Here is a 25,495-nt window from a genome sequence, read left to right as displayed (position 1 = left end):
CAGACGGCCTGTTATTCGATGCCGCTGTTGGTAAACTGGCGCAGCATACTGGTGGTCAAACCGGCAAATTGTCTGTATTTTTCGGACTGGCCGCTTTCTTTATCCAAATCGACAGAAACCAACACACCGCTTTTATTGCCGTAAAGCATGGTGTTTTCAATTTCCCAAACCTGTTTCCTGCCTGATACGGCAGGCGAAACAAAAGCCTGTATCATCTCGCCGGAAGGCAGGTTCTGCAAAATCAGGCTTTTTTTAACATTGTCGAGCAAATCTGCGCCCACAAATTGAAACGGGTTCACGGCCATGTCGCTCACGCCCTGATAAGTGTAGATAAACACTTTGTGTTCTACTTTCGGATTGTTGAGCAGATAAAGCCTTAACAGTAATTCGCGTAAATCGGGTGCCATCTTTCACTTCGCTTTGTTTGAATATTGGAGGCCGTCTGAAAATATAACGGCAGGTTTTATACCGATAGAATGGGAATCACCCGGCTCCCGTTACGTTTTTTACCGCCTTCGCCATAATTGGTTTCCACATATTCCTGCACAATAGCTAAGAATTCGGCGGCCATATTGTCGCCTTTGAGCGTAACTTTGCGTTCGCCATCCACATACACGGGGGCAACGGGCGTTTCGCCCGTACCGGGCAGACTGATGCCGATATCGGCCAGCTTACTCTCACCGGGGCCGTTAACCACGCAGCCCATCACCGCAACATTTAACGACTCTACGCCAGGATAACGGTTGCGCCAAACCGTCATGCTTTCGCGCAAATACTGCTGGATATCGCGCGCCAGCTCTTGAAATACCGTGCTGGTGGTACGTCCGCAGCCCGGACAGGCGGTAACCATGGGCGTAAACGAACGCAGCCCCATGGTTTGCAGAATTTCCTGAGCCACCACCACTTCCTGCGTGCGCGGGCTGCCCGGCTCGGGGGTGAGCGAAATACGGATGGTGTCGCCTATGCCTTCCTGCAACAACACCGCAAGCGCGGCAGTCGAGGCAACAATGCCTTTACTGCCCATGCCTGCTTCGGTTAGGCCTAAATGCAAAGGATAAGCGCAACGTGCGCCCAAATCGCGGTAAACCTGAATCAAATCCTGTACAGCACTGACCTTGCACGACAAGATGATTTTGTTTTCAGGTAAGCCCAAATCTACCGCCTTTTGGGCAGATTCCAATGCCGATACAATCAGTGCCTCTTTCATAACCTCTTCAGACGGCTTGGGTGAAGCAGAGGCCGAATTGGCATCCATCATGCGCCGGGCAAGACTTTGGTCGAGCGAACCCCAGTTTACGCCGATGCGCACGGCCTTATCGTGTTCGGCGGCAGTACGTATCATATAGGCAAATTTTTCGTCCCCTTTCGCGCCTTTGCCTACATTGCCGGGATTGATGCGGTATTTTGACAACGCGCGGGCACAATGGGGAAATTCTTGCAGCAGCCGCTCGCCGTTAAAATGAAAATCCCCCACCAATGGTGTATCGCAGCCCATATCATCCAAACGGCTTCTGATTTCCGCCACTTTGGCGGCAGCTTCAGGGCTGTTTACGGTAATCCGCACCATTTCCGAACCGGCATCACTCAATTCTTTCACTTGCTGCGCCGTACTCTGGGCATCAGCAGTGTCGGTGTTGGTCATCGACTGCACCACAACAGACGCATCGGAACCTACGGTTACATGATCGATACGGACCTGGTGGGTTGGACGGCGGATAAGTGTCGGGGTGCTCATTGCTGTCCTGCGGTAAAAGATGACGTGGTTTTACCGGTTAAGTGCCGGCGCACGGCGATTTCCCGCCCACCGTAATTGGCAGTAGCACCGAGAGAATAACCAATCCAAACTTCATACGGCGCACCGCCCCTGAAGCGGTGTTCGCTGCCTGCAGGCACAATGCGGTTGATAACGAATGCACCGTTTTTGTCTTTGATAACCAGGTTGGAGCGGTATAAAACCTTAACCATCAATTCATCGGCGGCAACCGGCACTACACCGGAAGCAGGAGCAGGCTCCGAATCCGCAACACTGTCTTGGGCTGTTGCCGGAGCAGAAGCAGCGGAGGCCGCAGAGATCGCAGCATCACCGTCCATTGCTACCACTGAAATATTGCCGGCCTGAAGATTGCCGGCTGCCGATCCTGCCGGCTCCGGACGTTCCATATGATCGCTCTGTTTGGCATATTCCTGATTGGATTTGCTCTGCCACGCATAAATACCGCCGCCGACAGCCACCGCTGCCAGCACTCCTAAAATCCAGGCGGGAAACGATTTTTTTACCTCGGTTTGCCGATAATTCATAGTATGGCTGCCGCTACGGTCAACTGCATACAGATTATTGCGGTTCTGCGGCATGATTCGGTCTAAAAATGCAGCGACTTCGTTATCGTCTAAATCCAAAAAACGACCATAGGTCCGCAAAAAACCACGCACAAACACCAGCTCGGGCATCATTTCGTAGTTGCCGCTTTCCAAGCCTTCGATTTGGCGGGCCGACAGCTTCAAGCGTTCGGCAACCTCTCCTATCGAATAACCTTTCTGCTCGCGCACTTGGCGTAACTTCAAACCCAGTTCGGCGGCAGCGTTGTTGGAGGGGTGTTGTTCTAATTGCTGGTTATCGGTCATTACAAACGTCCTGTTGTAATTGTTTGCAGTTCATCGGAATAGGGATAATTGGCACGCAATTGCGCTTCGTATTCGTAGGCTGCCTGCGTGTTGCCTAAAGTATTATACAGACGCCAACCCAAAAGCAGGTCGTCTGCCCCCAAAGCATCAACCTTGCTTTGATATTGGCGGAAATAATAGTCGGCACCGCTCAGATTGCCGGCCAGCATTTTGGTACGCGCCATTTCCTTCAAAACGGGATAAAACTGCGCATCGGCCGCCAAAGCCCGTTCAAAATAAGCCTCTGCCAGGGAATACTGCCCCATTTTGGTGCTGCATATGCCTTTATTGAGATTGGCGATATGCGGGTTAGGGTAAGTGGGATCGGCCAAAGCCTTATCGAAATAAGGCAGTGCATCATTCGGACGATTTTGAATACTGCAGAGAAACCAGCCGTAATTGTTATTGATTTCCGCACTGTTCGGTTTAATCGACAATGCTTTTTGAAAGCTCTCCTGCGCTTTGTCGTTCACTTTCAAGTATTGGTAGATTTGGGCGCGAATCAGCCAAGCATTCTCGTTTTTCGGATTGGCCTTCAATGCTTCATCAATACTGCCGACTGCCTGGCGGTAATCTTTTCCGCGCAAATATTCCACAGCCAACTGTGTTTTAATGTTCGATATCTGCCCTGCCCGTTCACGTGCTGTCGGTTGCGATGCCCCGCCCGCGCAGGCACTCAATACCAGCATTATTGCCATAATTCCCGCTGTTGTTTTGGTATTCATATCAGCCCCTTAAAATTCCCTTAGATTGTATGGTAATCTGCTGCCATTTTTCCCGGCGGCGCGTTTTATCCTTCACTTGGCCGGCAAGCTGCCCGCAGGCGGCATCGATATCGTCGCCGCGGGTTTTGCGCACGGTAACTACAAGCCCTGCCTGTTGCAGGATATCGCGAAATACGCGGATGTTTTCGTTGCTCGAACGCTCGTAACCCGAATTCGGAAACGGGTTGAACGGTATCAGGTTGAATTTGCACGGCACGTTGCGTACCAGTTCGATTAATTCCCTTGCATGCTGTGCCTTGTCGTTAATACCATCGAGCATCACATATTCAAACGTAATGAAATCGCGCGGAGCCTTATCAAGATAGCGGCTGCAGGCTGCCATCAATTCTTTTAACGGGTATTTTTTATTCAGAGGCACAATTTCGTTGCGCACAGCATCGTTAGAGGCGTGCAGCGACACGGCCAGTGCCACCGGCATCACATCGCGCAATCTGTCCATCTGCGGCACCATGCCTGAAGTAGATACCGTTACCCTCCGGCGCGACAATCCGTAGCCGTGGTCGTCCAGCATAATGCCCAATGCGGTAATTACGTTGTCGAAATTGGCCAAAGGCTCGCCCATCCCCATCATCACCACATTCGAAATCACCCGCTCATTTTTCGGGGTGATGCCCATGGCTTTGTTTGCCCACCACAATTGGCCGATGATTTCGGCGGTACTCAGGTTGCGGTTGAACCCCTGCCTGCCGGTTGAACAAAACGTGCATTCCAATGCACAGCCTACTTGCGATGAAACACACAAAGTGCCGCGGTCGGCTTCAGGAATAAACACAGTTTCCACACCGTTGCCGGTTCCTACATCAAGCAGCCATTTCCGGGTGCCGTCTGAAGATTCTTGAGCGGCCATTAAAGCAGGTACAGCCACTTCGGCCTGCTCTTGCAGCTTGATGCGTAAAGATTTCGCCAGGTCGGTCATGTCATCAAAACCGGCAGCGCCGGCCTGATGTATCCAGCGCATCACCTGTTTGGCACGGAAAGGCTTCTCGCCCATTTTTGCGAAATGTTCGGTCAGCCCGTTTAAATCGAAATTCAGCAGATTGGTTTTCATGTTCGCCACAGGCTTTTAAATGAAAGCTTTATCATAACTTTTCGGCAAGCTCTGCAGAAAGCTGCCATTTAAAAGCTAAACTTCAGGCCGTCTGAAAATATTCAGACAGCCCAAAGAGTTGCATGTCCGCTTAGCGGGTGCAGATTTCGCTTTCGCTGAAGAAATAGGCAATTTCTTTAGCGGCGTTTTCCAGGCTGTCGGAACCGTGCACGGCATTGGCATCGATAGATTCGGCGAAATCGGCACGGATGGTGCCGGCTGCTGCTTCTTTCGGGTTGGTGGCGCCCATCAGTTCGCGGTTTTTAACTACGGCGTTTTCACCTTCGAGCACCTGAATCATCACGGGGCCGCCGGTCATGAAGGCAACTAGGTCGGCAAAGAACGGGCGGTCTTTATGCACAGCGTAGAAATCTTGGGCTTCTTTGGTACTTAAGTGTTTCATTTTGGCGGCAATGATACGCAGACCGTTGTTTTCAAAACGGCTGTAGATTTGGCCGATCACATCTTTAGCAACTGCATCGGGTTTGATGATGGAAATGGTACGTTCGATAGCCATGAAAAATCCTTTAATTAATGAAATTTCCCAACAGACAGAAACGCCTGCTTTTTTTATTCTTGATTGATTTAAACAAAAATCGGGGCGCGTATTTTATCAAACTCTGCCAATATTTTGTTAAATACCGGCATTTTTTTTGCCGAGCGTTAAATGGGGCAGCGCCAGATATTCTTCCGACTGCATTTCCACCATACGGCTGACAGTGCGCACGAATTCATGGGCGAAGTCGCCTTCCACATAGATCTCTTCGGCGGGAACTTCGCTGGTAGCGCAAAATTTAACGCGGAAGTCGTATAACACGTCTATCAGCCAAGTGAGGCGGCGTGCCTCTGCTTTTTCGGCTTCGCTCAGCTTTTCGATGCCCGACACAAACACCATTTCGTAGCGTTCGGCCAAATAAAGATAATCGGCCTGCGAGCGGGGCCCGAAACACAGGGCGCGAAAGTCGAACCAGATGGCTTTGCCGTCTTGCGCGTTACACATCAGTTCGCGCCCGTTTATGGTAATCGGGCGGGGATTTTTGGCTTTTCCGTGCGCCACTCGGGCAAACAGCGAGGCCAGCCTGCCTTCGTTTTCTCCGTTGTCGGGCACATAAAACACCTCGGCGGGTTTTAAAGTGCGCAGGCGGTAGTCTTCGCCGCCGTCCACATTGAGAACCGTGAGTTTGCTTTCAATCAGCGCAATAGTGGGCAGAAAGCTGCTACGGTTTTGCCCTTGCGGATAAAGTTCGGAAGGTGCGTAGTTGGAGGTTGCCACCAACACCACGCCGCCTTCAAACAGACTTTCCAGCAAACGCCCCAAAATCATGGCATCGGCAATATCGCTGACGTGAAATTCATCGAAACACAACACACGGGTTTCTCCGGCAATTTCCGCAGCCACAGCTTTGAGCGGGTTCGTTTCGCTTTTCAAGGCTTTCATACGCCGGTGCACTTCAGCCATAAAGGCGTGGAAGTGTACGCGGCGTTTGCGGCGGTAAGGCAGGCAGCCGTAAAACACATCCATCAGAAAACTCTTGCCGCGCCCCACTCCGCCATAAAAATACAGCCCCTTGGGCAGTTGCGGCGAGCGCAGGCTGCGGCCCAAAAAACGGTTGCGTTTGCGTTTGAACATCATTAATTCGGTCCACAACCGGTCGAGATATTCGATGGCTTTGGCTTGGGCTGCATTACGGATAAACGCGGGCTGCTCCGAGGCGGCCTGATACCAGGTGAGCGGGCTGTGGTTGCCGAAGTCGGGCGGAACAAAGCGGTTTTCGTTATTGTTCATCTAGATAACATTTATATCGATCAATATTAACTCATTATAAAGGATTTCAGACGGCCTCCAAATGTTTCTTAAAACAGAGGCCGTCTGAAAACGGTTGTGGCCGGCAATCATGCTGCGTTTAGTGTGCCTGATGACCGATTTGGAATGTGAGCGTAGTATAGCTTGCCTGTTTCCCGCAGATTTTCGGATCAGGAAAATCAATTTTATGCTCAACACTGGCTTTCCAGAAACCTTGGCGCAGCGGGATAATATCTACACTGCCGTCATCGCCGGTTTTATCGTAAAACGCCTGTGCTTCCACTTTATGGTTGCTGCGGCTACCGGTGTCAAAGCCGTCAAACGTGGCGGTAACAGCAGCACCCGGCAGCGGTTCGCCGTTAAACAGCACCCGCACCTTAAAGCGCCCGCCCACATGCACATTGGCGGGGTTGTCCAGCGGCACAATCTCCAAACCCTGTCCCACCGGGCGGGTGATGATTTTAGTATCGGCGCTTTCATGGCCGACATTGACAATATTTTTGCCATACATACGCGTTTGTTCGCAATAATCGGCATCAGACATTTCTCTGATACTGGCCTGCTTCCAACCGGCTTTATTTTTCGACCAAAAAGTAGGCCGGTATTCGGCGGTAACCAAATAGCTGCCCTCTTTCACGGGCTTTTTGCTTTGGTATTGATAGTTATACTGCCCTTTCTGCACCAAATCTTCTTTTCCTTTCTCGGTGATAAGCTGCATAGGTTTGCTGAAAATGTGCAGGCGCTCTTGGGCAATCGGCTCCATATCGGGGAACTCACCGTATCCCAATTCGGCCTTCAGGATTTCGCCGCCGTGCGTATGCGCAGTTTCCACCCACACGCGGTGGGCTTGGGCGGCAGTTGAGCAAAACAACGCCATCAAGGCAAATAAGGCTGTTTTTTTCATAGTTTTCTCGCTTGGTTGAAAATATAGACAGGAAAGATTTTGTTATAGTATAACATATAAAAAACAAACCAAGGCCGTCTGAAACGTTTCAGACGGCCTTTCGGTTTGAGTGCTTACGGCTGCTCAGATTATTGGTTGTTCGGACGGCCTTCCAGCGCGCTGTGTGCAGGCAGCTCGGGCACGGTGCGGGCAGACTCGGGCACCGATCCGGACAGGGTGTTCAAAAACGCCACAATGGCATCAACATCTTCTTTTGGAAGTTGTTTACCCAGTTGTGCTTCGCCCATGATGCTGACTGCTTTATCCAACTCCCACACGCTGCCATCGTGGAAATAAGGATAGGTGCGGGCAACATTGCGCAGGCCGGGAACGCGGAACACGAATTTGTCGTTTTCTGACTTGGTTACTTCAAAGCGGCCTTCATCTTGGTTTTTGCTGCCGGTAAACTGCCAATACGGGCTCTTAACCAGGCCGAATTTCTGGAACGAATCGCCGCCCAGCGACACACCTTTATGGCAGGCGATACAGCCGTTATTGATAAACGAACGCACACCCTTGCGCTCGGTTTCGTTAAGTGCGTTGATATTGCCTTTGAGATAATCGTCCCATTTGGTAGGCGTAAGCAGCGTACGCTCGAAAGCGGCAATGGCTTCTGTGATGTTTTTAAACGTTACCGCGCCGTCTGTTTGCGCATAAACTTCTTTAAACATATCGCGGTATTCGGGAATTGCGGCAATTTTTTTCTCGACCGATGCTTCATCGGTATTGGCCATTTCCACCGGATTGAGCAGCGGGCCGCCGGCCTGCTCTTCCACTGTGGCGGCACGCCCGTCCCAAAACTGGCTGCCCAGCAGCGCGGCATTCAAAGCCGTGGGAGAATTGCGCACACCAAATGTACCTTTGTGGCCGGGGCTGGTGGGCAGATTGTCCACACCTGCCGTGGCCAGGTTATGGCAAGAGTTACAGCTTACCGTGTTGCCGCGCGACAGACGCGGTTCATACCAAAGCTGGCGGCCGAGCTTCACCTGCTCTGCGGTAAACGGGTGTGCCTTCTGCATTTCCGCCTCATCGGGCAACGGTTGGAACAGCGACTGCGCCTGCTTTAACAGCTCTTGGTCTTCAGGCGATGCGTTGCTGTTGTCGGGCGCGGCGGCAGCGGAAACTGAGGAAGCCGCAGCCGCAGCAGATTCCGGTGCCGAAGCCTGCCCCTGCTGCCCTTCTCCCTGGCAGGCCGCAAGCGCCAGCAATACAGCCAACGCCAGCCCGCCTTTTTTGAGAACATGTTTCATGGTGATTCCTTTTTTAACAATTATTTTGGTTATGCTTTTTTTCGCCATAATGGGCTTATGGTTGCAGGCAGTATAAAAGTGTCGTTGCCCATCGGATTTGCGCAACATCAATAATTTAACGCTCCATTGCTTTTAATAATGATGTCGATAAAATTTATAAAGAAATATTTGCGTAAACACATTGCTCTTATCTTAACTTAAGGCCGTCTGAAACGCTGCTGCCACCCCCGTTGGAAAATCATGGCGGCACCTGCCCGCCTTACTTGCTTTATTTATATCCGCCACTGCACGCACGGCACCGGTTTCTACAGGGCGGCTATCCCCTCCTTTCATTGCCGGCACGGGCAGCAAGCAGAAAACCGCACCGGCGATACGGTACTGCTTCTGCGGTTCTGCAGCGGTTCTGCAGCGGTTCTGCGGCGCTCGGACGGCTTGCGGCATCATTCCCTTTAAACTGATGTGCGGCACTGCCGTTACAGAAATGAAAGAGAGTTTTGCCAAACCAGGCAACCGATGGCATTCTGCCGGACACAAAACAACCAAAGGCCGTCTGAAAAAGCTGTTTCAGACGGCTTCGCAAACGCCGTATTGCAAAGAAGCAAAACCGACAAACAAGACGCAAAACTCATCGCCCGATACTGCAAGGCCATGAATCCCGAAGCATGGCAGCCGCAGCCTTCCGAACAAAGACACCTGCAGGAACTGACACGCTACCTATCGAGACTGAAGCGTTTGCGCGCCGCCGAACAAAACAAGCGGCAAACCGCCCCCCGGTTACCTGAAAGGCCATATACAGCAAACGATTGAGAATCTGACCAGCCAAATACAACAGGTAAAGGCAGATTTGCAGGCGTTCTATTCATCAAACCCGCGATACAGCGAAAACCGCCAACGCCTGAAAACCATAACGGGCATAGGCGAAAACACCGCCGCCGTTTTGCTCTCGACCATAACATCACGCTTTGATACCGCTGCCCAACTGGCCGCCTATTTCGGTTTGGGTCCAAAACGGCATCAGCCGGGAACAAGCGTAAACGGCAAAGAACGGATTTCAAAGGTAGGCAAGTCCGACTTAAGGGCAGCCCTATACATGCCCGCATTGGCCGCCTACCGCATGAACGCCTTTCCCGCCTTTATCGGCCGTCTGAAAGCCGGGAAAAAACCGCCGAAACTCATCTATTGTTGCAATTATGAGAAAGCTGGTAACCATCGCTTTCTACATTTTGAAAAACCAAACGGAATACGACAAAACCCGTTACGGATTAACAGCATAAATTAACAATTTCAAACAGAAAAATGCCCCGCAAAAGCAGGGCACGGCTTGGTTGTTGCCGAAAGAATACATCAATGGCATTGACACTTTCACACACTATCTTTGGTTGTTTGATGGTGAAAAAATTTCCCATCAAACAACGCTGCATCACGCTTTATTTAATTTACGCTTCGCCCTCGGATGCGCGCCATCGTAAACTTTGGCCAAATGATCGAAATCGAGTTTGGTGTAGATTTGCGTGGTCGATAAGCGGCTGTGGCCGAGCAGTTCCTGTACTGCGCGGATATCCTGTGCCGACTGCAGCAGATGGCTGGCGAAACTGTGGCGCAGCATATGCGGCGAAATATGCTGCGGGCTGCCGTGGCGCAACGCCCAATCGCGCAGGCGGTTTTGAATCTGGCGTATGCTCAGGCGGCGGCCTGTTCTGCCGGTAAACAGCGCGGTTTCGCCGCCTGCTGCCGCCCGCTGCGGCAGATATGCCCGAACGGCTTCGATACTTTTACTGCCCAAAGGCACGCGGCGCTGTTTGCCGCCCTTCCCGGTTACCCCCACCCAGCCCTCTTCCAGCAGAATATCCTGCATATCCAATCCGTGCACCTCGGCCACGCGCAGGCCGCTACCATACATCAGCTCGAACAAAGCATGATCGCGCACGCTTAACAGCCCCTCGCCGCAACCGTTGTCGAGCAGGGTGTTGAGCGTTTCCTGCTCGACCGCCTTAGGCAGACGCTCCGGCTGCCGGGGGGCTTTCAAACCTTCTGTGGGGTCTGCCGCCAGCAAACCCTGCTGCTCCAACCAGCCGCAATACTGCCGCCAAACCGACAGTTTGCGCGCTATGCTGCGCTGGTGTGCGCCCAGTTGCGACAATTTTTTCAAAGCCGCAACAAAATAGCGGCGGTGCAGGGTCTCACCGCCTGCATCGGGCGGCAGCAGTTTTTGAAGCTGTATCAGGTCGCGGCGGTAGGCAGCCACGGTGTGCGGCGACTTCCCCTGCTGCGCCAGCGTATTTAAATAAAGATTGCAATGATTGGCAAACTGTTCGGGAAACATGGTATCGAAGGCCGTCTGAAAAGATAAAATATTTCAATCAAAATTTTGATTTTTATAGAAAAATAAATTTTTCCAATGAAAACCGTGGTAACAAGTGTATGATTTAGGTAAAATCAAAATGCTTTCCTGTTTACATTTTAACAGAAAGCAGCCTTTACCAAACCGCCGGATTTCCCGATACAGCGCGGCAAACGGGGCGGAAATACACGGCATACGGCGGTTTTGCCGCAGCTCGGAATCAATAAAGGTGCCGACAACGGCGGCTTTGGCAGTTGTATTTTATCGGGCGGTTGCAGGTTGGTTTTCAGACGGCCTCCCAATCCCTTTCTGCCCGGTAATGAGCCGTTCACGCATTTTCCATGCAGGGCGCAAGCCGCAGCCGGCAGCAGTTGCCAAAACCGGTTTGGCTGCCGTTTTAGGAGCCTGCATAATGGTGCTCTTTTAAGCTAAGGCGCAGCAACACCGCAGCGGAGCAGGCGGATTCACCATCCCGGCCCGTGTTTCATCAATCTGATACAACGTTGGTGCGAAACCATGATTAGAATTAAAAAAGGGCTGGATCTGCCGATTGCAGGCCGGCCGGAACAAACCATCTACCCGGGCGCCGCCGTCAGCGAAGTGGCCGTACTCGGCGAAGAATATGTGGGTATGCGCCCTTCTATGAAGGTTCAGGAAGGCGACAAAGTTAAGAAAGGCCAAGTGCTGTTTGAGGATAAGAAAAACCCGGGCGTGGTGTTTACCGCTCCGGCCTCGGGCACAGTTGCCTCCATCCACCGCGGCGAAAAACGGGTATTGCAATCGGTGGTGATTGCCGTGGAGGGCGATGAGCAGGTTTCATTCGACCACTATTCCCCCGAAGCCCTCGAGCGTTTGAGCGGTGAAGAAATCCGCCGCAACCTGCTTGCCTCAGGCTTATGGACGGCATTGCGCACCCGCCCTTTCAGCAAAGTGCCTGCCGCCGATGCCGAGCCTGCCGCTATTTTCGTCAATGCGATGGACACCAACCCGCTCTGTGCCGACCCGCAAATCGTGATTCGGGAACGCGCCGATGATTTCACCCGCGGCTTATTGGTTCTGAGCCGCCTCACCGCCAACAAAATCCATGTCTGCAAAGCCGCCGGCGCCGATATTCCGGTTTCAGACGGCCGCAATATCGCCGTTCACGAATTCGGCGGCCCGCATCCGGCCGGCTTGCCGGGCACCCATATCCACTTTATTGAACCGGTTGGTGCCGGCAAAACAGTGTGGACGGTAAACTATCAAGACGTTATCGCCATCAGCCATCTGTTTGCCACCGGCGAATTGGATGTTTCGCGCGTGGTGTCGCTGGCCGGCCCGCAAGTCAGACAGCCGCGCCTCTTGCGCACCGTGTCGGGTGCAAAAATTTCCGAACTGACGGCGGGTGAATTGAAAGACGGCGAAAACCGCGTGATCTCCGGCTCGGTGCTCAGCGGCGCTGCCGCCGTCGGAGCGCACGATTATCTGGGTCGCTACCACAACCAGATTTCGGTGATTGCCGAAGGCCGTACCAAAGAGCTGTTCGGCTGGGTGGTGCCCAGTGCCGGCAAATACACGGTTACCCGCACCACTCTCGGCCATTTCTTAAAAAACAAGCTGTTTGATTTCACATCGGCCGTCAATGGCGGCAAACGTGCGATGGTGCCCATCGGCACCTACGAGCGCGTGATGCCGCTGGATATCCTGCCTACCCTGCTGCTGCGCGATTTGATTGTCGGCGATACCGACAGCGCACAGGCTTTGGGTTGTTTGGAGCTGGACGAGGAAGATTTGGCACTGTGCAGTTTCGTCTGCCCGGGCAAATACGAATACGGCACGCTGCTGCGCACTGTGCTGGATAAGATTGAGAAAGAAGGCTGAATATGGGATTGAAACATTTTTTTGAAAAAATCGAACCCGATTTCCTGCCGGGCGGCAAACTCGAAAAATGGTATCCGCTCTATGAGGCAGTGGCCACCCTGTTATACACGCCCGGCACGGTAACGCGCAAATCCTCGCATATCCGCGATGCACTCGACTCAAAGCGCATGATGATTATGGTGTGGATTGCACTGTTTCCGGCCATGTTCTACGGCATGTATAACGTTGGTGCGCAATCGGTTGCCGCCGTCAACCATATGGGGCTGCTGGAACAAAACATCGCCGCCGACTGGCATTATGCGCTGGCGCATTGGCTGGGCATCAATTTGGGTGCCGATGCCGGCATTTTCAGCAAACTCTCGCTGGGTGCGGTATTCTTTCTGCCGATTTATGCGGTGGTGTTCGCCGTGGGCGGTTTTTGGGAGGTCCTGTTTTCCGTTATCCGCAAACACGAAATCAACGAGGGCTTTTTCGTTACCTCAATCCTGTTTGCCCTAATCGTGCCGCCCACCCTGCCGCTGTGGCAGGCTGCGCTGGGCATCACGTTCGGTGTGGTTGTGGCCAAGGAAGTGTTCGGCGGCACGGGTAAAAACTTTATGAATCCCGCACTGGCCGGCCGCGCCTTTCTGTTTTTCGCCTATCCCGCCCAGATTTCCGGCGATGCCGTTTGGACGGCGGCAGACGGTTTTTCGGGAGCGACCGCGCTTTCCCAATGGGCAGTTGCGGGTTCAGACGGCCTGAAAAACGAAATCACCGGAGAGCCGCTTGCCTGGATGGATGCCTTTATCGGCAATCTGCCCGGCTCGATGGGCGAAGTCTCCACATTGGCACTGATTATCGGCGGCCTGATGATTGTGTTTTGCCGTATTGCATCTTGGCGCATCATTGCCGGCGTGATGATCGGCATGGTAGCCACTTCGCTGCTGTTTAATGCCATCGGCTCAGACACCAACCCGATGTTTTCTATGCCGTGGTATTGGCATATGGTATTGGGCGGCTTTGCCATCGGTATGCTGTTTATGGCCACCGACCCGGTTTCCGCTTCGTTTACCAATGCCGGCAAATGGTGGTACGGCGGCCTTATCGGCATGATGTGCGTTTTGATCCGCGTGGTCAACCCCGCCTATCCCGAAGGCATGATGTTGGCTATTCTGTTTGCCAACCTGTTCGCGCCGATTTTGGATTATTTTGTTGCCCAGGCAAATATCAAACGCAGGAGGATCCGCAATGGCCAAGTTTGATAAAGACAGCTTCGGCGGCACGCTGGCGGTGGTGGTTGCCGTCAGCCTGCTGTGTTCGGTTATCGTGGCAGGTGCCGCGGTGGGTTTGAAACCCGCCCAAAACGAGAAAAAGCTGCTCGACAAACAGAGAAATATTTTGGGCGCCGCCGGCCTGCTTTCAGACGGCCTCGATGTGCCTAAAGTGTATGCCGAGCGTGTCGAGCCGCGCATCGTAGATTTGGCTACCGGCGAGTATGTAGAAGGCATGAAAGATTTCGATGCCCGCGCCGCCGCCAAAGATCCGCAGCACAGTATAAAAATCAAGCCCGAAGAAGATTCGGCAGGCATTCAAACCCGCGCCAAATACGCCGAAGTGTATTTGATTAAAGACGATTCCGGCAAAACCGGCCAAATCGTCCTGCCCATGCATGGCAGCGGTTTATGGTCGGTGATGTACGGCTTTGTTGCAGTCCGCCCGGACGGCAACACCATTAACGGCCTCACCTATTACGAGCAGGGCGAAACCGCAGGCTTGGGCGGCGAAATTGCCAATCCGCTGTGGCAAAAGCATTTTGCAGGCAAAAAACTGTATAACGATCAGGGCGGTGTCGCCATCCGCATCGGCAAAGGTGCCTCTTCCGACAAAGAACACGGTGTGGACGGTCTCTCCGGCGCCACCATGACCACCAAAGGCGTGCAGGGTTCGTTTCATTATTGGTTCGGTCAAAACGGCTTCGGCCCCTATCTGGCTAAAATCAAAGCAGGAGAATAATCATGGCTGATACAAAACGTTTGAAAGAACTCATGTTTTCTCCGGTTGTGAAAAACAACCCGATTGCCTTACAGATTCTCGGCGTATGTTCCGCGCTGGCCGTAACCACCAAGCTGGAAACCGCCGTGGTAATGGCAATTTCAGTAGCGTTGGTAACCGGTTTTTCGAGCTTTTTCATTTCACTCATCCGCAACTACATTCCCAACAGCGTGCGCATCATCGTTCAGATGGCCATTATCGCTTCGCTGGTTACGCTGGTCGACCAAGTGTTGCAGGCTTTTGCCTATGAATTGTCCAAACAGCTGTCGGTGTTTGTCGGCCTGATTATCACCAACTGCATCGTGATGGGGCGCGCCGAAGCCTTCGCCATGAAAGAGCCGCCGCTCGAAAGCCTGATTGACGGCTTGGGCAACGGCTTCGGCTACGGCGTGATTTTGGTGATTGTGGCCGTTATCCGCGAGCTGGTAGGTTCGGGCAAGCTGTTCGGCACCACCATCATGCAAACCGTTCAAGACGGCGGCTGGTATCAGGCCAACGGCCTGTTTCTGCTTGCACCCAGCGCATTCTTTATCATCGCCTTCATTATCTGGGGTCTGCGCACTTGGAAACCCGAACAGGCGGAGGAATAATTCATGGAACACTATCTGAGCATTTTTGTGAAATCCATATTTATCGAAAATATGGCGCTCTCCTTTTTCTTGGGCATGTGTACGTTTTTAGCCGTATCCAAAAAAATCTCCACCGCTTTCGGTTTGGGCGTAGCCGTTACCGTGGTGCTGGCGATTTCGGTGCCGGCCAACCAATTGGTCTATTCACTGGTGCTGAAAGACGGTGCCCTCATGCCGGGTGTAGACCTAACCTTTCTGCGCTTTATCACCTTTATCGGCGTGATTGCCGCCATTGTGCAGATTTTGGAAATGGTTTTGGACAAATACTTTCCCGCACTCTATAACGCGTTGGGGATTTTTCTGCCGCTGATTACGGTAAACTGCGCCATTTTCGGCGGCGTGTCGTTTATGGTTCAGCGCGACTACAACTTCACCGAATCCATCGTTTACGGCACCGGCGCGGGCTTGGGCTGGATGCTGGCGATTGTGGCGCTGGCCGGCATCACCGAAAAACTGAAATACGCCGATGTGCCCAAAGGGCTGCGCGGACTCGGCATCACGTTTATCAGCGCCGGCCTGATGGCTTTGGGTTTCCTGTCATTTTCCGGCATACAGTTATAAGGAGCGGCGCGCATGGAAATCATTTTAGGCATCGTGATGTTCACCGTCATCATTTTGGCCTTGGCCGTGATGATTCTGCTGGCCAAATCCAAACTGGTGAGCTCGGGCGACATCACCATCACCATCAACGGTGAAGATGACAAAACCATCACTGTTCCAGCCGGCGGCAAACTGCTGGGCGCGCTGTCGGGCAAAGGCATTTTCGTGTCGTCCGCATGCGGCGGAGGCGGTTCCTGCGGTCAATGCAAAGTGGTGGTCAAAAGCGGAGGCGGCGACATTCTCCCCACCGAACTTTCCCATATCAGCAAGCGCGAAGCCAAAGAAGGCTGCCGGCTGTCGTGCCAGGTCAATGTGAAGAGCGATATGGACATCGCCCTGCCCGAGGAAGTGTTCGGCGTGAAAAAATGGGAATGCACCGTTATTTCCAACGACAACACGGCCACTTTCATCAAAGAGCTGAAACTGGCGATTCCCGAAGGCGAAGAAGTGCCCTTCCGCGCCGGCGGCTATATCCAAATCGAAGCCGAACCGCACACTGTGGCCTATAAAGACTTCGACATTCCCGAGCAATATCACGAAGATTGGAACAAATTCAACCTGTGGCGCTATGTTTCCAAAGTAAACGAGCCGATTGTCCGCGCCTATTCGATGGCTTCCTATCCCGAAGAAAAAGGCATCATCATGCTCAATGTGCGGATTGCCACCCCGCCGCCCAACAACCCCGATGTGCCGCCCGGCCAAATGTCGTCTTATATCTGGTCGCTCAAACCCGGCGACAAAGTGATTATTTCCGGCCCCTTCGGCGAATTTTTCGCCAAAGACACCGATGCCGAAATGGTGTTTATCGGCGGTGGCGCGGGCATGGCTCCGATGCGCTCGCATATTTTCGACCAGCTCAAACGTTTGAAATCCAAGCGTAAAATCAGTTTTTGGTATGGTGCCCGCTCCAAACGCGAAATGTTTTATGTGGAAGATTTCAACACGCTGCAAGCCGAAAACGACAACTTCCAATGGCACGTTGCCCTTTCCGACCCGCAACCCGGCGATGATTGGGACGGCTACACCGGCTTTATCCACAACGTGATTTATGAAAACTACCTCAAAAACCACGAAGCCCCGGAAGACTGCGAATTCTATATGTGCGGCCCGCCGATTATGAATGCCTCAGTGATTAAAATGCTGAAAGATTTAGGCGTGGAAGACGAAAACATCTTGTTAGACGACTTCGGCGGCTAAAGTTGCCATACGGCAGCAAACCTATCAGGCCGTCTGAAAATATTTCAGACGGCCTGTATCATTTTTCTACCTTAAAGAAACCACCATGCTTTGCCATACCAAAAAATCTATTCTCCGGCTGCTCGGGCTGCTGGTTACGCTGGGTGCCCTTTCCGCCTGCGGCGGGGCACCGGCACCAACAACAGCCACCGTGAGCGGAGAAACCATGGGCACCACCTACACGGTCAAATACCTTGCCGATTCCAAAGGGCCTCTGCCCGACCCGCAACAAATCCAAGCCGGCTGCAACAAGATTCTGCAGGAAATCAACCGGCAGATGTCCACCTATTTGGCCGGCTCCGAAATCAGCCGCTTCAACCGCCTCAAAGCCGGCGAAGGCATGGCGGTTTCCGCCGACTTTGCCACCGTGGTTAAGGAAGCATTGCGCCTGCACGCCCTCACCGAAGGCGGCCTCGATGTAACCATCGGCCCGCTGGTGAATCTGTGGGGATTCGGGCCGGACAAAAGCGTGATCCGTGCGCCGACTGCCCAACAAATCAGCACCGCAAAACAGCAGGTGGGCATAGACAAAATCCGGCTGGAAACCAACAGGCCGTCTGAAAACAACGCCTATTTAAGCAAACAGGCCGATGGGGGTTATCTGGACTTGTCTGCCATTGCCAAAGGCTTCGCCGTGGACAAACTGGCGCAGTATCTCGATAACGCCGGCATCGAAAACTATCTGGTCGAAATCGGCGGAGAATTGCGCGCCAGAGGCAGAAATCAAAACAACAAAGCTTGGAGCGTGGGCATCGAGCAGCCGCAGTTTGCCCGGCAGCAGGCCGCGCAAATTATTGTGCCGTTAAACAACCGCTCGCTTGCCACCTCGGGCGACTACCGCAACTTCCGCACCGACGCAGCGGGCAAGCGGCTTTCGCACATCATCGACCCCGAAAGCAAACAGCCCGTCCGCCATCATCTGGCCTCGGTGAGCGTGGTGGCCGACAACGCCGTTACCGCCGACGGCCTCGCCACCGGCCTTTTTGTGTTAGGCGAAGAAAAAGCGCTGGCCATTGCCGAAAAAAACCGTTGGGCGGTGTTTCTGATCATCAAAACCGCCGATGGTTTTAAAACCGAAATGTCCCCCGCTTTCAAAGAAATAGTAAAATAGCCGCCTGCAAAGGCCATAACAAAGCCCCCACAAAAAGGATCACACCATGACAATCTTCTTCATCACCTTCTGCTTTTTTCTGCTGGTGATTCTCGGCATGGCACTGGGCTACATATTCACTCGCCGCGAAATCAAAGGCAGTTGCGGCGGCATTTCCGCACTCGGCATGGAAAAAGTCTGCGATTGCGACACACCGTGCGCGCGCCGCAAAGCCGAATCGGCCAAACAGCAAAAAGCGGCTCCGTAACATAGCGTTGCCAAACGCCGCAAACCTGCACCGAAACAGCAAACAGGCTCTTATAATCCCCCCACCCCCAACCGTGCGGCTGCCGGCTGTGCAGGAAGCTTTCAGCCGCTGTTCGGTACATATTGCATTCAAGATAGAGACGGGCAGCTTCCCATGTATACAAAAACCTGCAAAGCCTGTTCCTCCAAACCCCGGAGGGCTATGCACGCATCGCAGGGCTTGCCGCCTGCATGCTGGCCTCTGCAGCAGTAGCCGCCGCCTGCCCGGGCGCAAGCGGTTGCCACAGTCGTGCCGCAAAAAATTTGCCGCACACCCGCTTGCAGGCCGGCAAAGCCTACATGGAGGGCAGCTGGCAAGCACCTACCACCGGCGCCAAACCGGTCTGATGCACCGCACAGACATGCCTGCCGATGAAGGTATGCTGTTTGTTTTTCCGCAAACGGCCATACAATGCTTTTGGATGAAGAACACACCCCTGCCTTTAACGGCGGCTTTTGTGGCGGCAGACGGCACCATCGTCAATTTGGCCGATATGCAGCCGTTTAGCGGGCAAAACCACTGCTCAACCAAGCCCGTTGCCTATGTGCTTGAAATGCACCGGGGCTGCTTCAAACGCCACGGCGTGCACCCCGGCATGCGGTTGGAAGATGTGCAGGGGCAGCTGTTTCAGCAAATGCGCTAACAACGCTGCACAGGCCGCGTCTGCCTGCACGGGGCGGGATTATTTTTCAGACGGCCTGAAACTTTTACCCACCCCGAAACAAAAAGCGGCCCAAAAACCCCGGCTATCGTGAACCCCTTCATTTCGGCACAAGGCAAAACCGCAGACAGTATGGAACCAACTCTGTTGCCGCTTCAGTGGCTTGCACAATCGCTCTTTGAACTAAAACGCAGCAATGCTGTAACGGAAATGAAAAGAGACGCTCTAAAACCTATCCCGGTTTGCATTTATTTTTCTATAAAAAACCGCAAACTGTCGCAATGCCGTAGCGGAATAAATATAAAGCGGATAGGCATGCTGACAGCCACCGCTCACCATCATTACAACGCGGCGGGATGCAAACAACACAGCCCCTACCAAGCAGGGCAAGACTGTGTGATTTTCAAACGTTCGGCAATGTTTTCTGCAGCCCAATCTTTGCCTTTATTCAATTCAATCTATTTTACCATCTGATTTTATCGGGATAATAAACAGGCCGTCTGAAAACTGTTTTTCAGACGGCCTGATTTTCAAGCAATGCAATCCGATGGTTTAAAACAGGCCGTGAATCACGCCGTTTTCGTCCACATCGATTTTTTCGGCAGCAGGCGCTTTGGGCAGGCCGGGCATTTTCATCATATTGCCGCACAGGGCAACGATAAAGCCTGCACCGGCCGACACGGTGATGCCGCGCACATGGATGGTGAAGCCTTCGGGTCTGCCCAAAAGTTTGGCATCATCGCTGAGTGAATATTGGGTTTTGGCCATACACACAGGCAGTTTGTCCAAGCCCAGTTTTTCGAGCGAAGCGATTTCGGCAGCGGCTTCGGCACTGAATTCGACACCGGCGGCACCGTAAACCTTCTGCGCAACGGTGCGGATTTTTTCCTGAACCGGCAGCCCGGTATCGTAGGCAAACTGAAAATGGTTGGGCCGGGTTTCGACTGCTTCCACCACTTTGCGCGCCAAATCTTCGCCGCCTGCCCCGCCCCTGCCCCACACTTCGGTCAGCGACACTTCCACACCCTGCTGCGCACAGGCCGTCTGAATCATTTTCAGCTCGGCATCGGTGTCGGACACGAAACGGTTGAGTGCCACCACCACCGGCAGGCCGAACACGTTTTTCAGATTGTCGATGTGTTTGAGCAGGTTGGGCAGGCCCTTCTCCAGCGCACCCAGGTTTTCTTCGCCCAGTTTGGCGCGTTCGGCGCCGCCGTTGTATTTGAGCGCGCGCACGGTGGCCACCACCACGGCGGCATCGGGTTTCAAACCGGCAAGGCGGCATTTGATGTCGCAGAACTTTTCAGCGCCCAAATCCGCGCCGAAGCCTGCTTCGGTTACGGTGTAATCGCCGAGGTGGCGGGCAGTGCGGGTGGCAATCACCGAATTGCAGCCGTGTGCGATATTGGCAAAGGGGCCGCCATGCACCAGCGCGGGCGTGCCCTCGATGGTTTGCACCAGATTGGGTTTGACGGCATCTTTCAGCAAGGCCGCCATCGCGCCGTGGGCTTTGAGATCGCGCGCATAAACGGGGCTGCCGTCTTTGGCGTAGGCAACCAAAATATTGCCCAAACGCTGTTTAAGGTCGGCCAAATCTTTGGCCAGACAGAACACCGCCATCACTTCGGAGGCTACGGTGATGTCGAAACCGTCTGGGCGCATCACCCCGTCAACCGGCTTGCCCATGCCGCCGATAATATTGCGCAACTGGCGGTCGTTCATATCAACCGCGCGCCGCCACAATACGCGCTTGGGGTCGATATCGAGCGCATTGCCCTGATAGATATGGTTGTCGAGCATGGCCGCCAACAGATTATTGGCCGCGCCGATGGCGTGAAAATCGCCGGTGAAATGCAGGTTGATGTCTTCCATCGGCAGCACTTGCGCATAGCCGCCGCCCGCCGCACCGCCTTTCACGCCGAACACAGGCCCCAGCGAAGGCTCCCGCAGGGCGATAATGGTTTGTTTGCCGATGCGGTTGAGTGCATCGGCCAAGCCGATGGTAACGGTGGTTTTGCCTTCGCCGGCCGGCGTGGGGTTGATGGCGGTAACCAGCACCAGCCTGCCTTGTTTGGGCGGCAGTGCGGCGGTGTCGGCAGGGTTGATTTTGGCTTTATAATGGCCGTACGGCTCGATTTGCTCGGGCTTCAGGCCGATTTTGGCAGCGATTTCGACTATCGGCCGCATGGTGGCGGATTGGGCGATTTCAGCATCGGTTTTGTAACTCATGGTGCGCTCCTGACTTTCCTGTAAACAATGAAACAGCGTTATTATTATAATAGGTGTAACGGCGAAATAATGCCCGCTTGCAGACAAAACTTTCAGACGGCCTTGCCGCAGCGCGCTTGCTATACTGCAATTTTTGCCGCCCATCTGCCCTTCAGGCCGTCTGAAACGCCGCCGGCACGGTGAAACACAATAAACTAAACCGCAGCAACGGCATAAATACCGCCCGTTCCAATCCGCTTGAAAATACACCGTGCCGCTTATATTGCCCGCTCCACGCCGCCTTGTGCTGATGGTTACAAATTCACTATGGCACGGCAAAAGGGCCGTGCCGTATCGCTTTTATCGGGTTTTACCCTGTTTTCACAAAAGGTGCCGCAATGGCTTATTCATGGTTTTACTGGGCATTGGCTTTGGCCTGTTTTGCCGCGCTCACGGCAATTTTCGCCAAAGCAGGCCTGCAAGGCATCGATTCGGACTTCGCCACCTTTATCCGCACATTGGTGATTATCGCCGCGCTGGCGGCTTTTTTGAGCTACACGGGAAAATGGCAGAATGCGGCCGGATTCACGGGTAAAAACCGGCTGTTTCTGGTGTTGTCCGGCCTGACCGCGAGCGCATCGTGGCTGGCCTATTTCAAGGCTTTACAGTTGGGCAATGCTTCGCAGGTGGCGCCGGCGGACAAATTCAGCCTGGTGCTGGCGGCGCTGATGGCGGCGGTGTTTTTAGACGAACGCCCATCCGCCCAAGCATGGCTGGGTTTGGGGCTGGTAACGGCGGGCGTGCTGGTGCTGACATTGAAACACTGAGGCGGCCGAGACAGCACCGACCGCAGCCTTTTCCCGCATATAGCGAATCTACTTACCCCGTTACAGCGTTGCTGCACCTTAACTCAAAGAGAACGATTTTGTAAACCGCTAAAGCGGCAACAGAATCGGTTCCGTACTGTTTGCAGTGTCTCCGGCTTGCTGCCTGATACCGAAAATTCATTGAATCCACTATAATCCGGCCGTCTGAAAACCCGATTGTTCCGCCGTGTCTGCAACCTTTGATCTGGATATTTTTCTGAAAAACCTGCCCAACCTGCCGGGCGTATACCGTATGCTCGATAAAAACGCCCGGGTGCTTTATGTGGGCAAAGCCGTCAATCTGAAACGGCGCGTTTCGGGCTATTTTCAAAAAAGCGGCCATTCGCCGCGCATTACGCTGATGGTGAAGCAAGTTTGCACCATCGAAACCACCGTTACCCGCTCCGAAGCCGAGGCGCTGATTCTCGAAAATAATTTAATCAAAGCCCTCTCGCCCAAATACAATATTCTGTTCCGCGACGACAAATCCTACCCCTACCTCATGCTCAGCGGCCACGCCTTCCCGCAGATGGCCTATTACCGCGGCACGCTCAAAAAAACCAACCAATATTTCGGCCCCTACCCCAACGGTTACGCCGTGCGCGACAGCATACAGGTGTTGCAGAAAGTATTCCGTCTGCGCACCTGTGAAGACAGCGTGTTCGAACACCGCGACCGCGCCTGCCTGCTTTACCAAATCCGCCGCTGCTCCGGCCCCTGCGCCGGCCACATCAGTCGAGAAGACTATCAGGCCTGCGTGCGCGAAGCCGTAACCTTTCTCAACGGCAAAACCGGCGAGCTCACCCAAGTTTTGCACCATAAAATGCAGCAGGCTGCCGAACGGCTCGACTTTGAAGAAGCCGCCCGCTACCGCGATCAGATTCAAGCACTCGGCCTGGTGCAGAGCCGACAGTTTATCGACAGCAAAAACCCCGACAGCCCCAACGATATCGACCTGCTGGCACTGGCCGTGGAGGGCGGCAGCGTGTGCATCCATTGGGTGAGCATACGCGGCGGGCGGCACGTGGGCGACAAAAGCTTCTTTCCCGATGTGCGCCACGACCCCGAACCCAACGGCCAAGACTACGCCGAAGCCTTTATCGCACAACATTATTTAGGAAAAAGCAAGCCCGATGTCATCATCAGCAACTTTCCCCTGCCCCAAGTGCTTCAGACGGCCTTAAACCAAGAACACGGCAGACAAATTCAATTCATCACCAAAACCATAGGAGAGCGCAAAGTGTGGCTGAAAATGGCCGAGCAAAACGCCCGCATCGCCATCAACCAACACCACCTGCAACACAGCAGCCGGCAAAACCGCACCGAAGCACTCGCGCACATACTCGAAATCGATTCAGACGGCCTACAAAGGCTCGAATGCTTCGACATCAGCCACACCCAGGGCGAAGCCACCGTTGCCTCCTGCGTGGTATACGATGAAAACAACATCCAACCCTCCCAATACCGCCGCTACAACATCACCACCGCCAAAGCAGGCGACGACTACGCCGCCATGCGCGAAGTGCTCACCCGCCGCTACAGCAAAATGGCCGAAGCCCAAGCCAACGGCGAAAGCGTCAAATGGCCCGATGCTGTGTTAATCGATGGCGGCAAAGGCCAAATCAACGTAGCAGTAGCAGTGTGGGAAGAATTGGGGCTGACCATTCCGCTGGTCGGCATCGCCAAAGGCATTGAACGCAAAGCCGGCCTGGAAGAACTGATTCTGCCCTTTTCCGGCCGCACCTTCCGCCTTCCGCCCCACAGCCCCGCCCTGCATCTTTTACAGACCGTGCGCGATGAAGCCCACCGCTTCGCCATCACCGGCCACCGCAAAAAACGCGAAAAAGCCCGCATCACCTCCTCATTGAGCGGCATTCCCGGCATCGGCAGCAAACGCCGCCAAGCCCTGCTCACCCGTTTCGGCGGCCTGCGCGGTATCACCGCCGCCAGCGTAGAAGATCTCGCGCAAGTAGAAGGCATCAGCCGCGCACTCGCCGAAAAAATCTACGACAGCCTGCATTAAAACCGGCAGATATCCGCCCCCATCGTTTAATTACAGACGGCCTCCATACCACGCCCATGAGCCCAAGTCCGCCTGAAAAAAGCCGCCTGAAAACCACCTGCACATGAAAATTTATCAAACGATAGCCGATCCATTGAAAATAGGGGCATATTACCTGCCTGTCTCTCTTGAAGCCGCGATAAATCGGCTCGATTTTTGAGATAAAGCGTTTTTGATTTTGTTTCACACCGTGCAACATTGTTTCAAATCCTGCCACACAAAGGCAGGATTTTTTGTATCATCCGAAACTACGTGCTGGGATTGCTGGGCTCTTTTTGCAGAGTACGGCATCATGTGTTTATCGAATAAACAAACACCGAAGGAAAAACATCATGATTATCCCCGCCCCTCAAAATGAAGACTACGGCTTTTTCGGCACCATCGGCCTGCATCACGCCCCGCAGGAGTTTTGGAAACTGGCCGTGAGCGAAATTTGCAAAGCTACCCGCGAACACGCTGAAGACGTGGCTTTGTTTTTGGACAGCCGCCACGGCCGTCATTTTGCAGATGATGTTTTAAACGGCCTGCACAACGGCTTGAGCCGTCAAGAAGCGGTAACGGCAGAAACCGGCAAGTGGAGCCGCATGGACTTTCGATCGCCGCCTTGCCCGGGAAACCGGCCTGCCGCAAACCACACCATACCTGCACGGCTTGATTGCGGTTTTGGTCGCCCGGTAAGGCAAAATTCCCGATATCGGGAATTTTACCCCGTTCAGTCATTGCAGATGACCAGCTCGCCGCTGGTCTTTTGCGTTTTGTCGCGGCCGACCGAATACGCCAGCTCCAAACGGGTGATGCTGAAATCCTTAAACAGCTCGAGAATATCCGGGTGGTCGTTGATGGAGAGCATAACTTTGCCTTTACTCTCCGCCATCACTTTGGCCCGCCGCTCATACTGCGCCCAATCAAGGCGCGGTCATAGCCTGCAAGCTGCCAATACGGCGGGTCGGCATAGAAGAAGATATGCTCGCGGTCGTAGCGTTTGAAGCATTTTTCCCAGGGCTCGTTTTCGATATAGACACCGTTGAGCCGCTGCTGTGCGGCTTTCAGACGGCCACGCTCGGCAGCCCGCAC

27 protein-coding genes are annotated in these 25,495 nt (G+C 53.6%); 14 read left to right on the top strand and 13 right to left on the bottom strand.

Annotated features, from left to right (window positions below):
- Window positions 1-11: 11 nt before the first annotated feature.
- The 9 genes from IR141_RS01655 to IR141_RS01615 form a co-directional block, all read right to left on the bottom strand.
- A complete protein-coding gene (locus tag IR141_RS01655) occupies window positions 12-407 on the bottom strand; it encodes a hypothetical protein (RefSeq protein WP_135033954.1) in 396 nt (131 codons plus the stop codon).
- A gap of 56 nt (window positions 408-463) precedes the next feature.
- Window positions 464-1,735, bottom strand: coding sequence for a flavodoxin-dependent (E)-4-hydroxy-3-methylbut-2-enyl-diphosphate synthase (ispG, locus tag IR141_RS01650; protein WP_135033953.1), 1,272 nt, complete (start codon window positions 1,733-1,735; stop codon window positions 464-466).
- The gene (locus IR141_RS01645) at window positions 1,732-2,622 is read right to left on the bottom strand and encodes a helix-turn-helix domain-containing protein (protein ID WP_135033952.1); all 891 of its coding nucleotides are present in this window, start codon (window positions 2,620-2,622) and stop codon (window positions 1,732-1,734) included. The genes ispG and IR141_RS01645 overlap by 4 nt, the downstream gene beginning before the upstream one ends.
- Window positions 2,622-3,386 (bottom strand): type IV pilus biogenesis/stability protein PilW, encoded by a 765-nt coding sequence (gene pilW / locus IR141_RS01640; RefSeq protein WP_135033951.1) that lies wholly within the window; start codon window positions 3,384-3,386, stop codon window positions 2,622-2,624. Before pilW ends, IR141_RS01645 begins: the two co-directional genes overlap by 1 nt.
- 1 nt (window position 3,387) lies before the next feature.
- On the bottom strand, window positions 3,388-4,494 hold the full coding sequence (gene rlmN, locus IR141_RS01635) for a 23S rRNA (adenine(2503)-C(2))-methyltransferase RlmN (protein ID WP_135033950.1): 1,107 nt from the start codon (window positions 4,492-4,494) through the stop codon (window positions 3,388-3,390).
- Between the two features lie 130 nt (window positions 4,495-4,624).
- The gene (gene ndk / locus IR141_RS01630) at window positions 4,625-5,050 is read right to left on the bottom strand and encodes a nucleoside-diphosphate kinase (protein ID WP_135033949.1); all 426 of its coding nucleotides are present in this window, start codon (window positions 5,048-5,050) and stop codon (window positions 4,625-4,627) included.
- A 117-nt stretch (window positions 5,051-5,167) separates the two neighbouring features.
- The gene (gene zapE / locus IR141_RS01625; protein WP_135033948.1) at window positions 5,168-6,319 is read right to left on the bottom strand and encodes a cell division protein ZapE; all 1,152 of its coding nucleotides are present in this window, start codon (window positions 6,317-6,319) and stop codon (window positions 5,168-5,170) included.
- A gap of 118 nt (window positions 6,320-6,437) precedes the next feature.
- Window positions 6,438-7,241 carry a DUF4198 domain-containing protein gene (locus IR141_RS01620; RefSeq protein ID WP_135033947.1) on the bottom strand — a complete coding sequence of 268 codons (804 nt, stop codon included), beginning with the start codon at window positions 7,239-7,241 and terminating at the stop codon, window positions 6,438-6,440.
- A gap of 128 nt (window positions 7,242-7,369) precedes the next feature.
- Window positions 7,370-8,530, bottom strand: coding sequence for a cytochrome-c peroxidase (locus IR141_RS01615; RefSeq protein ID WP_135033946.1), 1,161 nt, complete (start codon window positions 8,528-8,530; stop codon window positions 7,370-7,372).
- 513 nt (window positions 8,531-9,043) lie between these two features.
- On the opposite strand from IR141_RS01615, the gene IR141_RS01610 reads away from it, so the two are divergent.
- Together IR141_RS01610 and IR141_RS01605 are read left to right on the top strand one after the other, a co-directional pair.
- Window positions 9,044-9,337 carry a transposase gene (locus IR141_RS01610; protein ID WP_135033945.1) on the top strand — a complete coding sequence of 98 codons (294 nt, stop codon included), beginning with the start codon at window positions 9,044-9,046 and terminating at the stop codon, window positions 9,335-9,337.
- A 37-nt stretch (window positions 9,338-9,374) separates the two neighbouring features.
- Window positions 9,375-9,809: a transposase gene (locus IR141_RS01605; RefSeq protein WP_167742983.1), complete on the top strand. Its 435-nt coding sequence runs from the start codon at window positions 9,375-9,377 to the stop codon at window positions 9,807-9,809.
- A 141-nt stretch (window positions 9,810-9,950) separates the two neighbouring features.
- Here the strand turns inward: IR141_RS01605 and IR141_RS01600 are convergent, their stop codons facing one another.
- Window positions 9,951-10,853, bottom strand: coding sequence for a tyrosine-type recombinase/integrase (locus IR141_RS01600; RefSeq protein WP_135033943.1), 903 nt, complete (start codon window positions 10,851-10,853; stop codon window positions 9,951-9,953).
- A 534-nt stretch (window positions 10,854-11,387) separates the two neighbouring features.
- Here IR141_RS01600 and IR141_RS01595 point away from each other — a divergent pair.
- From IR141_RS01595 to IR141_RS01550, 10 genes are all read left to right on the top strand, one after another.
- Entirely contained in the window at window positions 11,388-12,731 is a 1,344-nt protein-coding gene (locus IR141_RS01595) for a Na(+)-translocating NADH-quinone reductase subunit A (protein ID WP_135033942.1), read from the top strand.
- Window positions 12,732-12,733: 2 nt separating this feature from the next.
- The gene (locus tag IR141_RS01590; protein WP_135033941.1) at window positions 12,734-13,972 is read left to right on the top strand and encodes an NADH:ubiquinone reductase (Na(+)-transporting) subunit B; all 1,239 of its coding nucleotides are present in this window, start codon (window positions 12,734-12,736) and stop codon (window positions 13,970-13,972) included.
- Window positions 13,959-14,723 carry a Na(+)-translocating NADH-quinone reductase subunit C gene (locus tag IR141_RS01585; protein WP_135033940.1) on the top strand — a complete coding sequence of 255 codons (765 nt, stop codon included), beginning with the start codon at window positions 13,959-13,961 and terminating at the stop codon, window positions 14,721-14,723. The genes IR141_RS01590 and IR141_RS01585 overlap by 14 nt, the downstream gene beginning before the upstream one ends.
- 2 nt (window positions 14,724-14,725) lie before the next feature.
- On the top strand, window positions 14,726-15,352 hold the full coding sequence (locus IR141_RS01580; protein WP_135033939.1) for an NADH:ubiquinone reductase (Na(+)-transporting) subunit D: 627 nt from the start codon (window positions 14,726-14,728) through the stop codon (window positions 15,350-15,352).
- Between the two features lie 3 nt (window positions 15,353-15,355).
- Window positions 15,356-15,952 (top strand): NADH:ubiquinone reductase (Na(+)-transporting) subunit E, encoded by a 597-nt coding sequence (gene nqrE / locus IR141_RS01575; RefSeq protein WP_135033938.1) that lies wholly within the window; start codon window positions 15,356-15,358, stop codon window positions 15,950-15,952.
- A gap of 12 nt (window positions 15,953-15,964) precedes the next feature.
- The gene (nqrF, locus tag IR141_RS01570) at window positions 15,965-17,188 is read left to right on the top strand and encodes an NADH:ubiquinone reductase (Na(+)-transporting) subunit F (RefSeq protein ID WP_135033937.1); all 1,224 of its coding nucleotides are present in this window, start codon (window positions 15,965-15,967) and stop codon (window positions 17,186-17,188) included.
- Window positions 17,189-17,273: 85 nt separating this feature from the next.
- Window positions 17,274-18,338, top strand: coding sequence for an FAD:protein FMN transferase (locus tag IR141_RS01565; protein WP_135033936.1), 1,065 nt, complete (start codon window positions 17,274-17,276; stop codon window positions 18,336-18,338).
- A 46-nt stretch (window positions 18,339-18,384) separates the two neighbouring features.
- Window positions 18,385-18,585 (top strand): (Na+)-NQR maturation NqrM, encoded by a 201-nt coding sequence (gene nqrM / locus IR141_RS01560; RefSeq protein ID WP_135033935.1) that lies wholly within the window; start codon window positions 18,385-18,387, stop codon window positions 18,583-18,585.
- Between the two features lie 73 nt (window positions 18,586-18,658).
- Window positions 18,659-19,267 carry a DUF192 domain-containing protein gene (locus IR141_RS01555; RefSeq protein WP_368665544.1) on the top strand — a complete coding sequence of 203 codons (609 nt, stop codon included), beginning with the start codon at window positions 18,659-18,661 and terminating at the stop codon, window positions 19,265-19,267.
- A 150-nt stretch (window positions 19,268-19,417) separates the two neighbouring features.
- Window positions 19,418-19,759, top strand: coding sequence for a hypothetical protein (locus IR141_RS01550; protein WP_135033934.1), 342 nt, complete (start codon window positions 19,418-19,420; stop codon window positions 19,757-19,759).
- 78 nt (window positions 19,760-19,837) lie between these two features.
- On the opposite strand, the gene IR141_RS01545 is transcribed toward IR141_RS01550, so the two are convergent.
- Window positions 19,838-21,514: a formate--tetrahydrofolate ligase gene (locus tag IR141_RS01545; RefSeq protein ID WP_135033933.1), complete on the bottom strand. Its 1,677-nt coding sequence runs from the start codon at window positions 21,512-21,514 to the stop codon at window positions 19,838-19,840.
- Window positions 21,515-21,891: 377 nt separating this feature from the next.
- Here IR141_RS01545 and IR141_RS01540 point away from each other — a divergent pair, with 377 nt between their 5' ends.
- Together IR141_RS01540 and uvrC are read left to right on the top strand one after the other, a co-directional pair.
- A complete protein-coding gene (locus tag IR141_RS01540; RefSeq protein ID WP_135033932.1) occupies window positions 21,892-22,320 on the top strand; it encodes an EamA family transporter in 429 nt (142 codons plus the stop codon).
- A 226-nt stretch (window positions 22,321-22,546) separates the two neighbouring features.
- Entirely contained in the window at window positions 22,547-24,382 is a 1,836-nt protein-coding gene (gene uvrC, locus IR141_RS01535; RefSeq protein ID WP_135033931.1) for an excinuclease ABC subunit UvrC, read from the top strand.
- 751 nt (window positions 24,383-25,133) lie between these two features.
- On the opposite strand, the gene IR141_RS13295 is transcribed toward uvrC, so the two are convergent.
- Window positions 25,134-25,271 (bottom strand): hypothetical protein, encoded by a 138-nt coding sequence (locus tag IR141_RS13295; RefSeq protein WP_228068113.1) that lies wholly within the window; start codon window positions 25,269-25,271, stop codon window positions 25,134-25,136.
- Window positions 25,272-25,294: 23 nt separating this feature from the next.
- Complete coding sequence (locus IR141_RS13290) at window positions 25,295-25,495, bottom strand: hypothetical protein (RefSeq protein ID WP_228068112.1); 201 nt, start codon at window positions 25,493-25,495, stop codon at window positions 25,295-25,297.

The organism is Neisseria sp. 19428wB4_WF04 (assembly GCF_015235335.1).
Taxonomy (GTDB): Bacteria; Pseudomonadota; Gammaproteobacteria; order Burkholderiales; family Neisseriaceae; genus Neisseria; species Neisseria musculi.
The sequence above is the reverse complement of the archived record's forward strand: the minus strand, read 5'-3'. Positions and strand labels throughout refer to the sequence as shown.

What these genes read in the sequence shown, in the direction of transcription:
- ndk (WP_135033949.1), bottom strand. Translation starts at nt 5,050, where the DNA reads ATGGCTATCGAACGTACCATTTCCATCATCAAACCCGATGCAGTTGCT.
- IR141_RS01585 (WP_135033940.1), top strand. Translation starts at nt 13,959, where the DNA reads ATGGCCAAGTTTGATAAAGACAGCTTCGGCGGCACGCTGGCGGTGGTG.
- nqrE (WP_135033938.1), top strand. Translation starts at nt 15,356, where the DNA reads ATGGAACACTATCTGAGCATTTTTGTGAAATCCATATTTATCGAAAAT.
- IR141_RS01540 (WP_135033932.1), top strand. Translation starts at nt 21,892, where the DNA reads ATGGCTTATTCATGGTTTTACTGGGCATTGGCTTTGGCCTGTTTTGCC.
- IR141_RS01610 (WP_135033945.1), top strand. Translation starts at nt 9,044, where the DNA reads ATGGCATTCTGCCGGACACAAAACAACCAAAGGCCGTCTGAAAAAGCT.
- IR141_RS01615 (WP_135033946.1), bottom strand. Translation starts at nt 8,530, where the DNA reads ATGAAACATGTTCTCAAAAAAGGCGGGCTGGCGTTGGCTGTATTGCTG.
- IR141_RS01590 (WP_135033941.1), top strand. Translation starts at nt 12,734, where the DNA reads ATGGGATTGAAACATTTTTTTGAAAAAATCGAACCCGATTTCCTGCCG.
- pilW (WP_135033951.1), bottom strand. Translation starts at nt 3,386, where the DNA reads ATGAATACCAAAACAACAGCGGGAATTATGGCAATAATGCTGGTATTG.
- IR141_RS01645 (WP_135033952.1), bottom strand. Translation starts at nt 2,622, where the DNA reads ATGACCGATAACCAGCAATTAGAACAACACCCCTCCAACAACGCTGCC.
- IR141_RS01580 (WP_135033939.1), top strand. Translation starts at nt 14,726, where the DNA reads ATGGCTGATACAAAACGTTTGAAAGAACTCATGTTTTCTCCGGTTGTG.
- IR141_RS13295 (WP_228068113.1), bottom strand. Translation starts at nt 25,271, where the DNA reads ATGCTCTCCATCAACGACCACCCGGATATTCTCGAGCTGTTTAAGGAT.
- ispG (WP_135033953.1), bottom strand. Translation starts at nt 1,735, where the DNA reads ATGAGCACCCCGACACTTATCCGCCGTCCAACCCACCAGGTCCGTATC.
- IR141_RS01545 (WP_135033933.1), bottom strand. Translation starts at nt 21,514, where the DNA reads ATGAGTTACAAAACCGATGCTGAAATCGCCCAATCCGCCACCATGCGG.
- nqrF (WP_135033937.1), top strand. Translation starts at nt 15,965, where the DNA reads ATGGAAATCATTTTAGGCATCGTGATGTTCACCGTCATCATTTTGGCC.
- nqrM (WP_135033935.1), top strand. Translation starts at nt 18,385, where the DNA reads ATGACAATCTTCTTCATCACCTTCTGCTTTTTTCTGCTGGTGATTCTC.
- IR141_RS01620 (WP_135033947.1), bottom strand. Translation starts at nt 7,241, where the DNA reads ATGAAAAAAACAGCCTTATTTGCCTTGATGGCGTTGTTTTGCTCAACT.
- zapE (WP_135033948.1), bottom strand. Translation starts at nt 6,319, where the DNA reads ATGAACAATAACGAAAACCGCTTTGTTCCGCCCGACTTCGGCAACCAC.
- IR141_RS01550 (WP_135033934.1), top strand. Translation starts at nt 19,418, where the DNA reads ATGGAACCAACTCTGTTGCCGCTTCAGTGGCTTGCACAATCGCTCTTT.
- IR141_RS01595 (WP_135033942.1), top strand. Translation starts at nt 11,388, where the DNA reads ATGATTAGAATTAAAAAAGGGCTGGATCTGCCGATTGCAGGCCGGCCG.
- IR141_RS01600 (WP_135033943.1), bottom strand. Translation starts at nt 10,853, where the DNA reads ATGTTTCCCGAACAGTTTGCCAATCATTGCAATCTTTATTTAAATACG.
- rlmN (WP_135033950.1), bottom strand. Translation starts at nt 4,494, where the DNA reads ATGAAAACCAATCTGCTGAATTTCGATTTAAACGGGCTGACCGAACAT.
- IR141_RS01655 (WP_135033954.1), bottom strand. Translation starts at nt 407, where the DNA reads ATGGCACCCGATTTACGCGAATTACTGTTAAGGCTTTATCTGCTCAAC.
- IR141_RS01565 (WP_135033936.1), top strand. Translation starts at nt 17,274, where the DNA reads ATGCTTTGCCATACCAAAAAATCTATTCTCCGGCTGCTCGGGCTGCTG.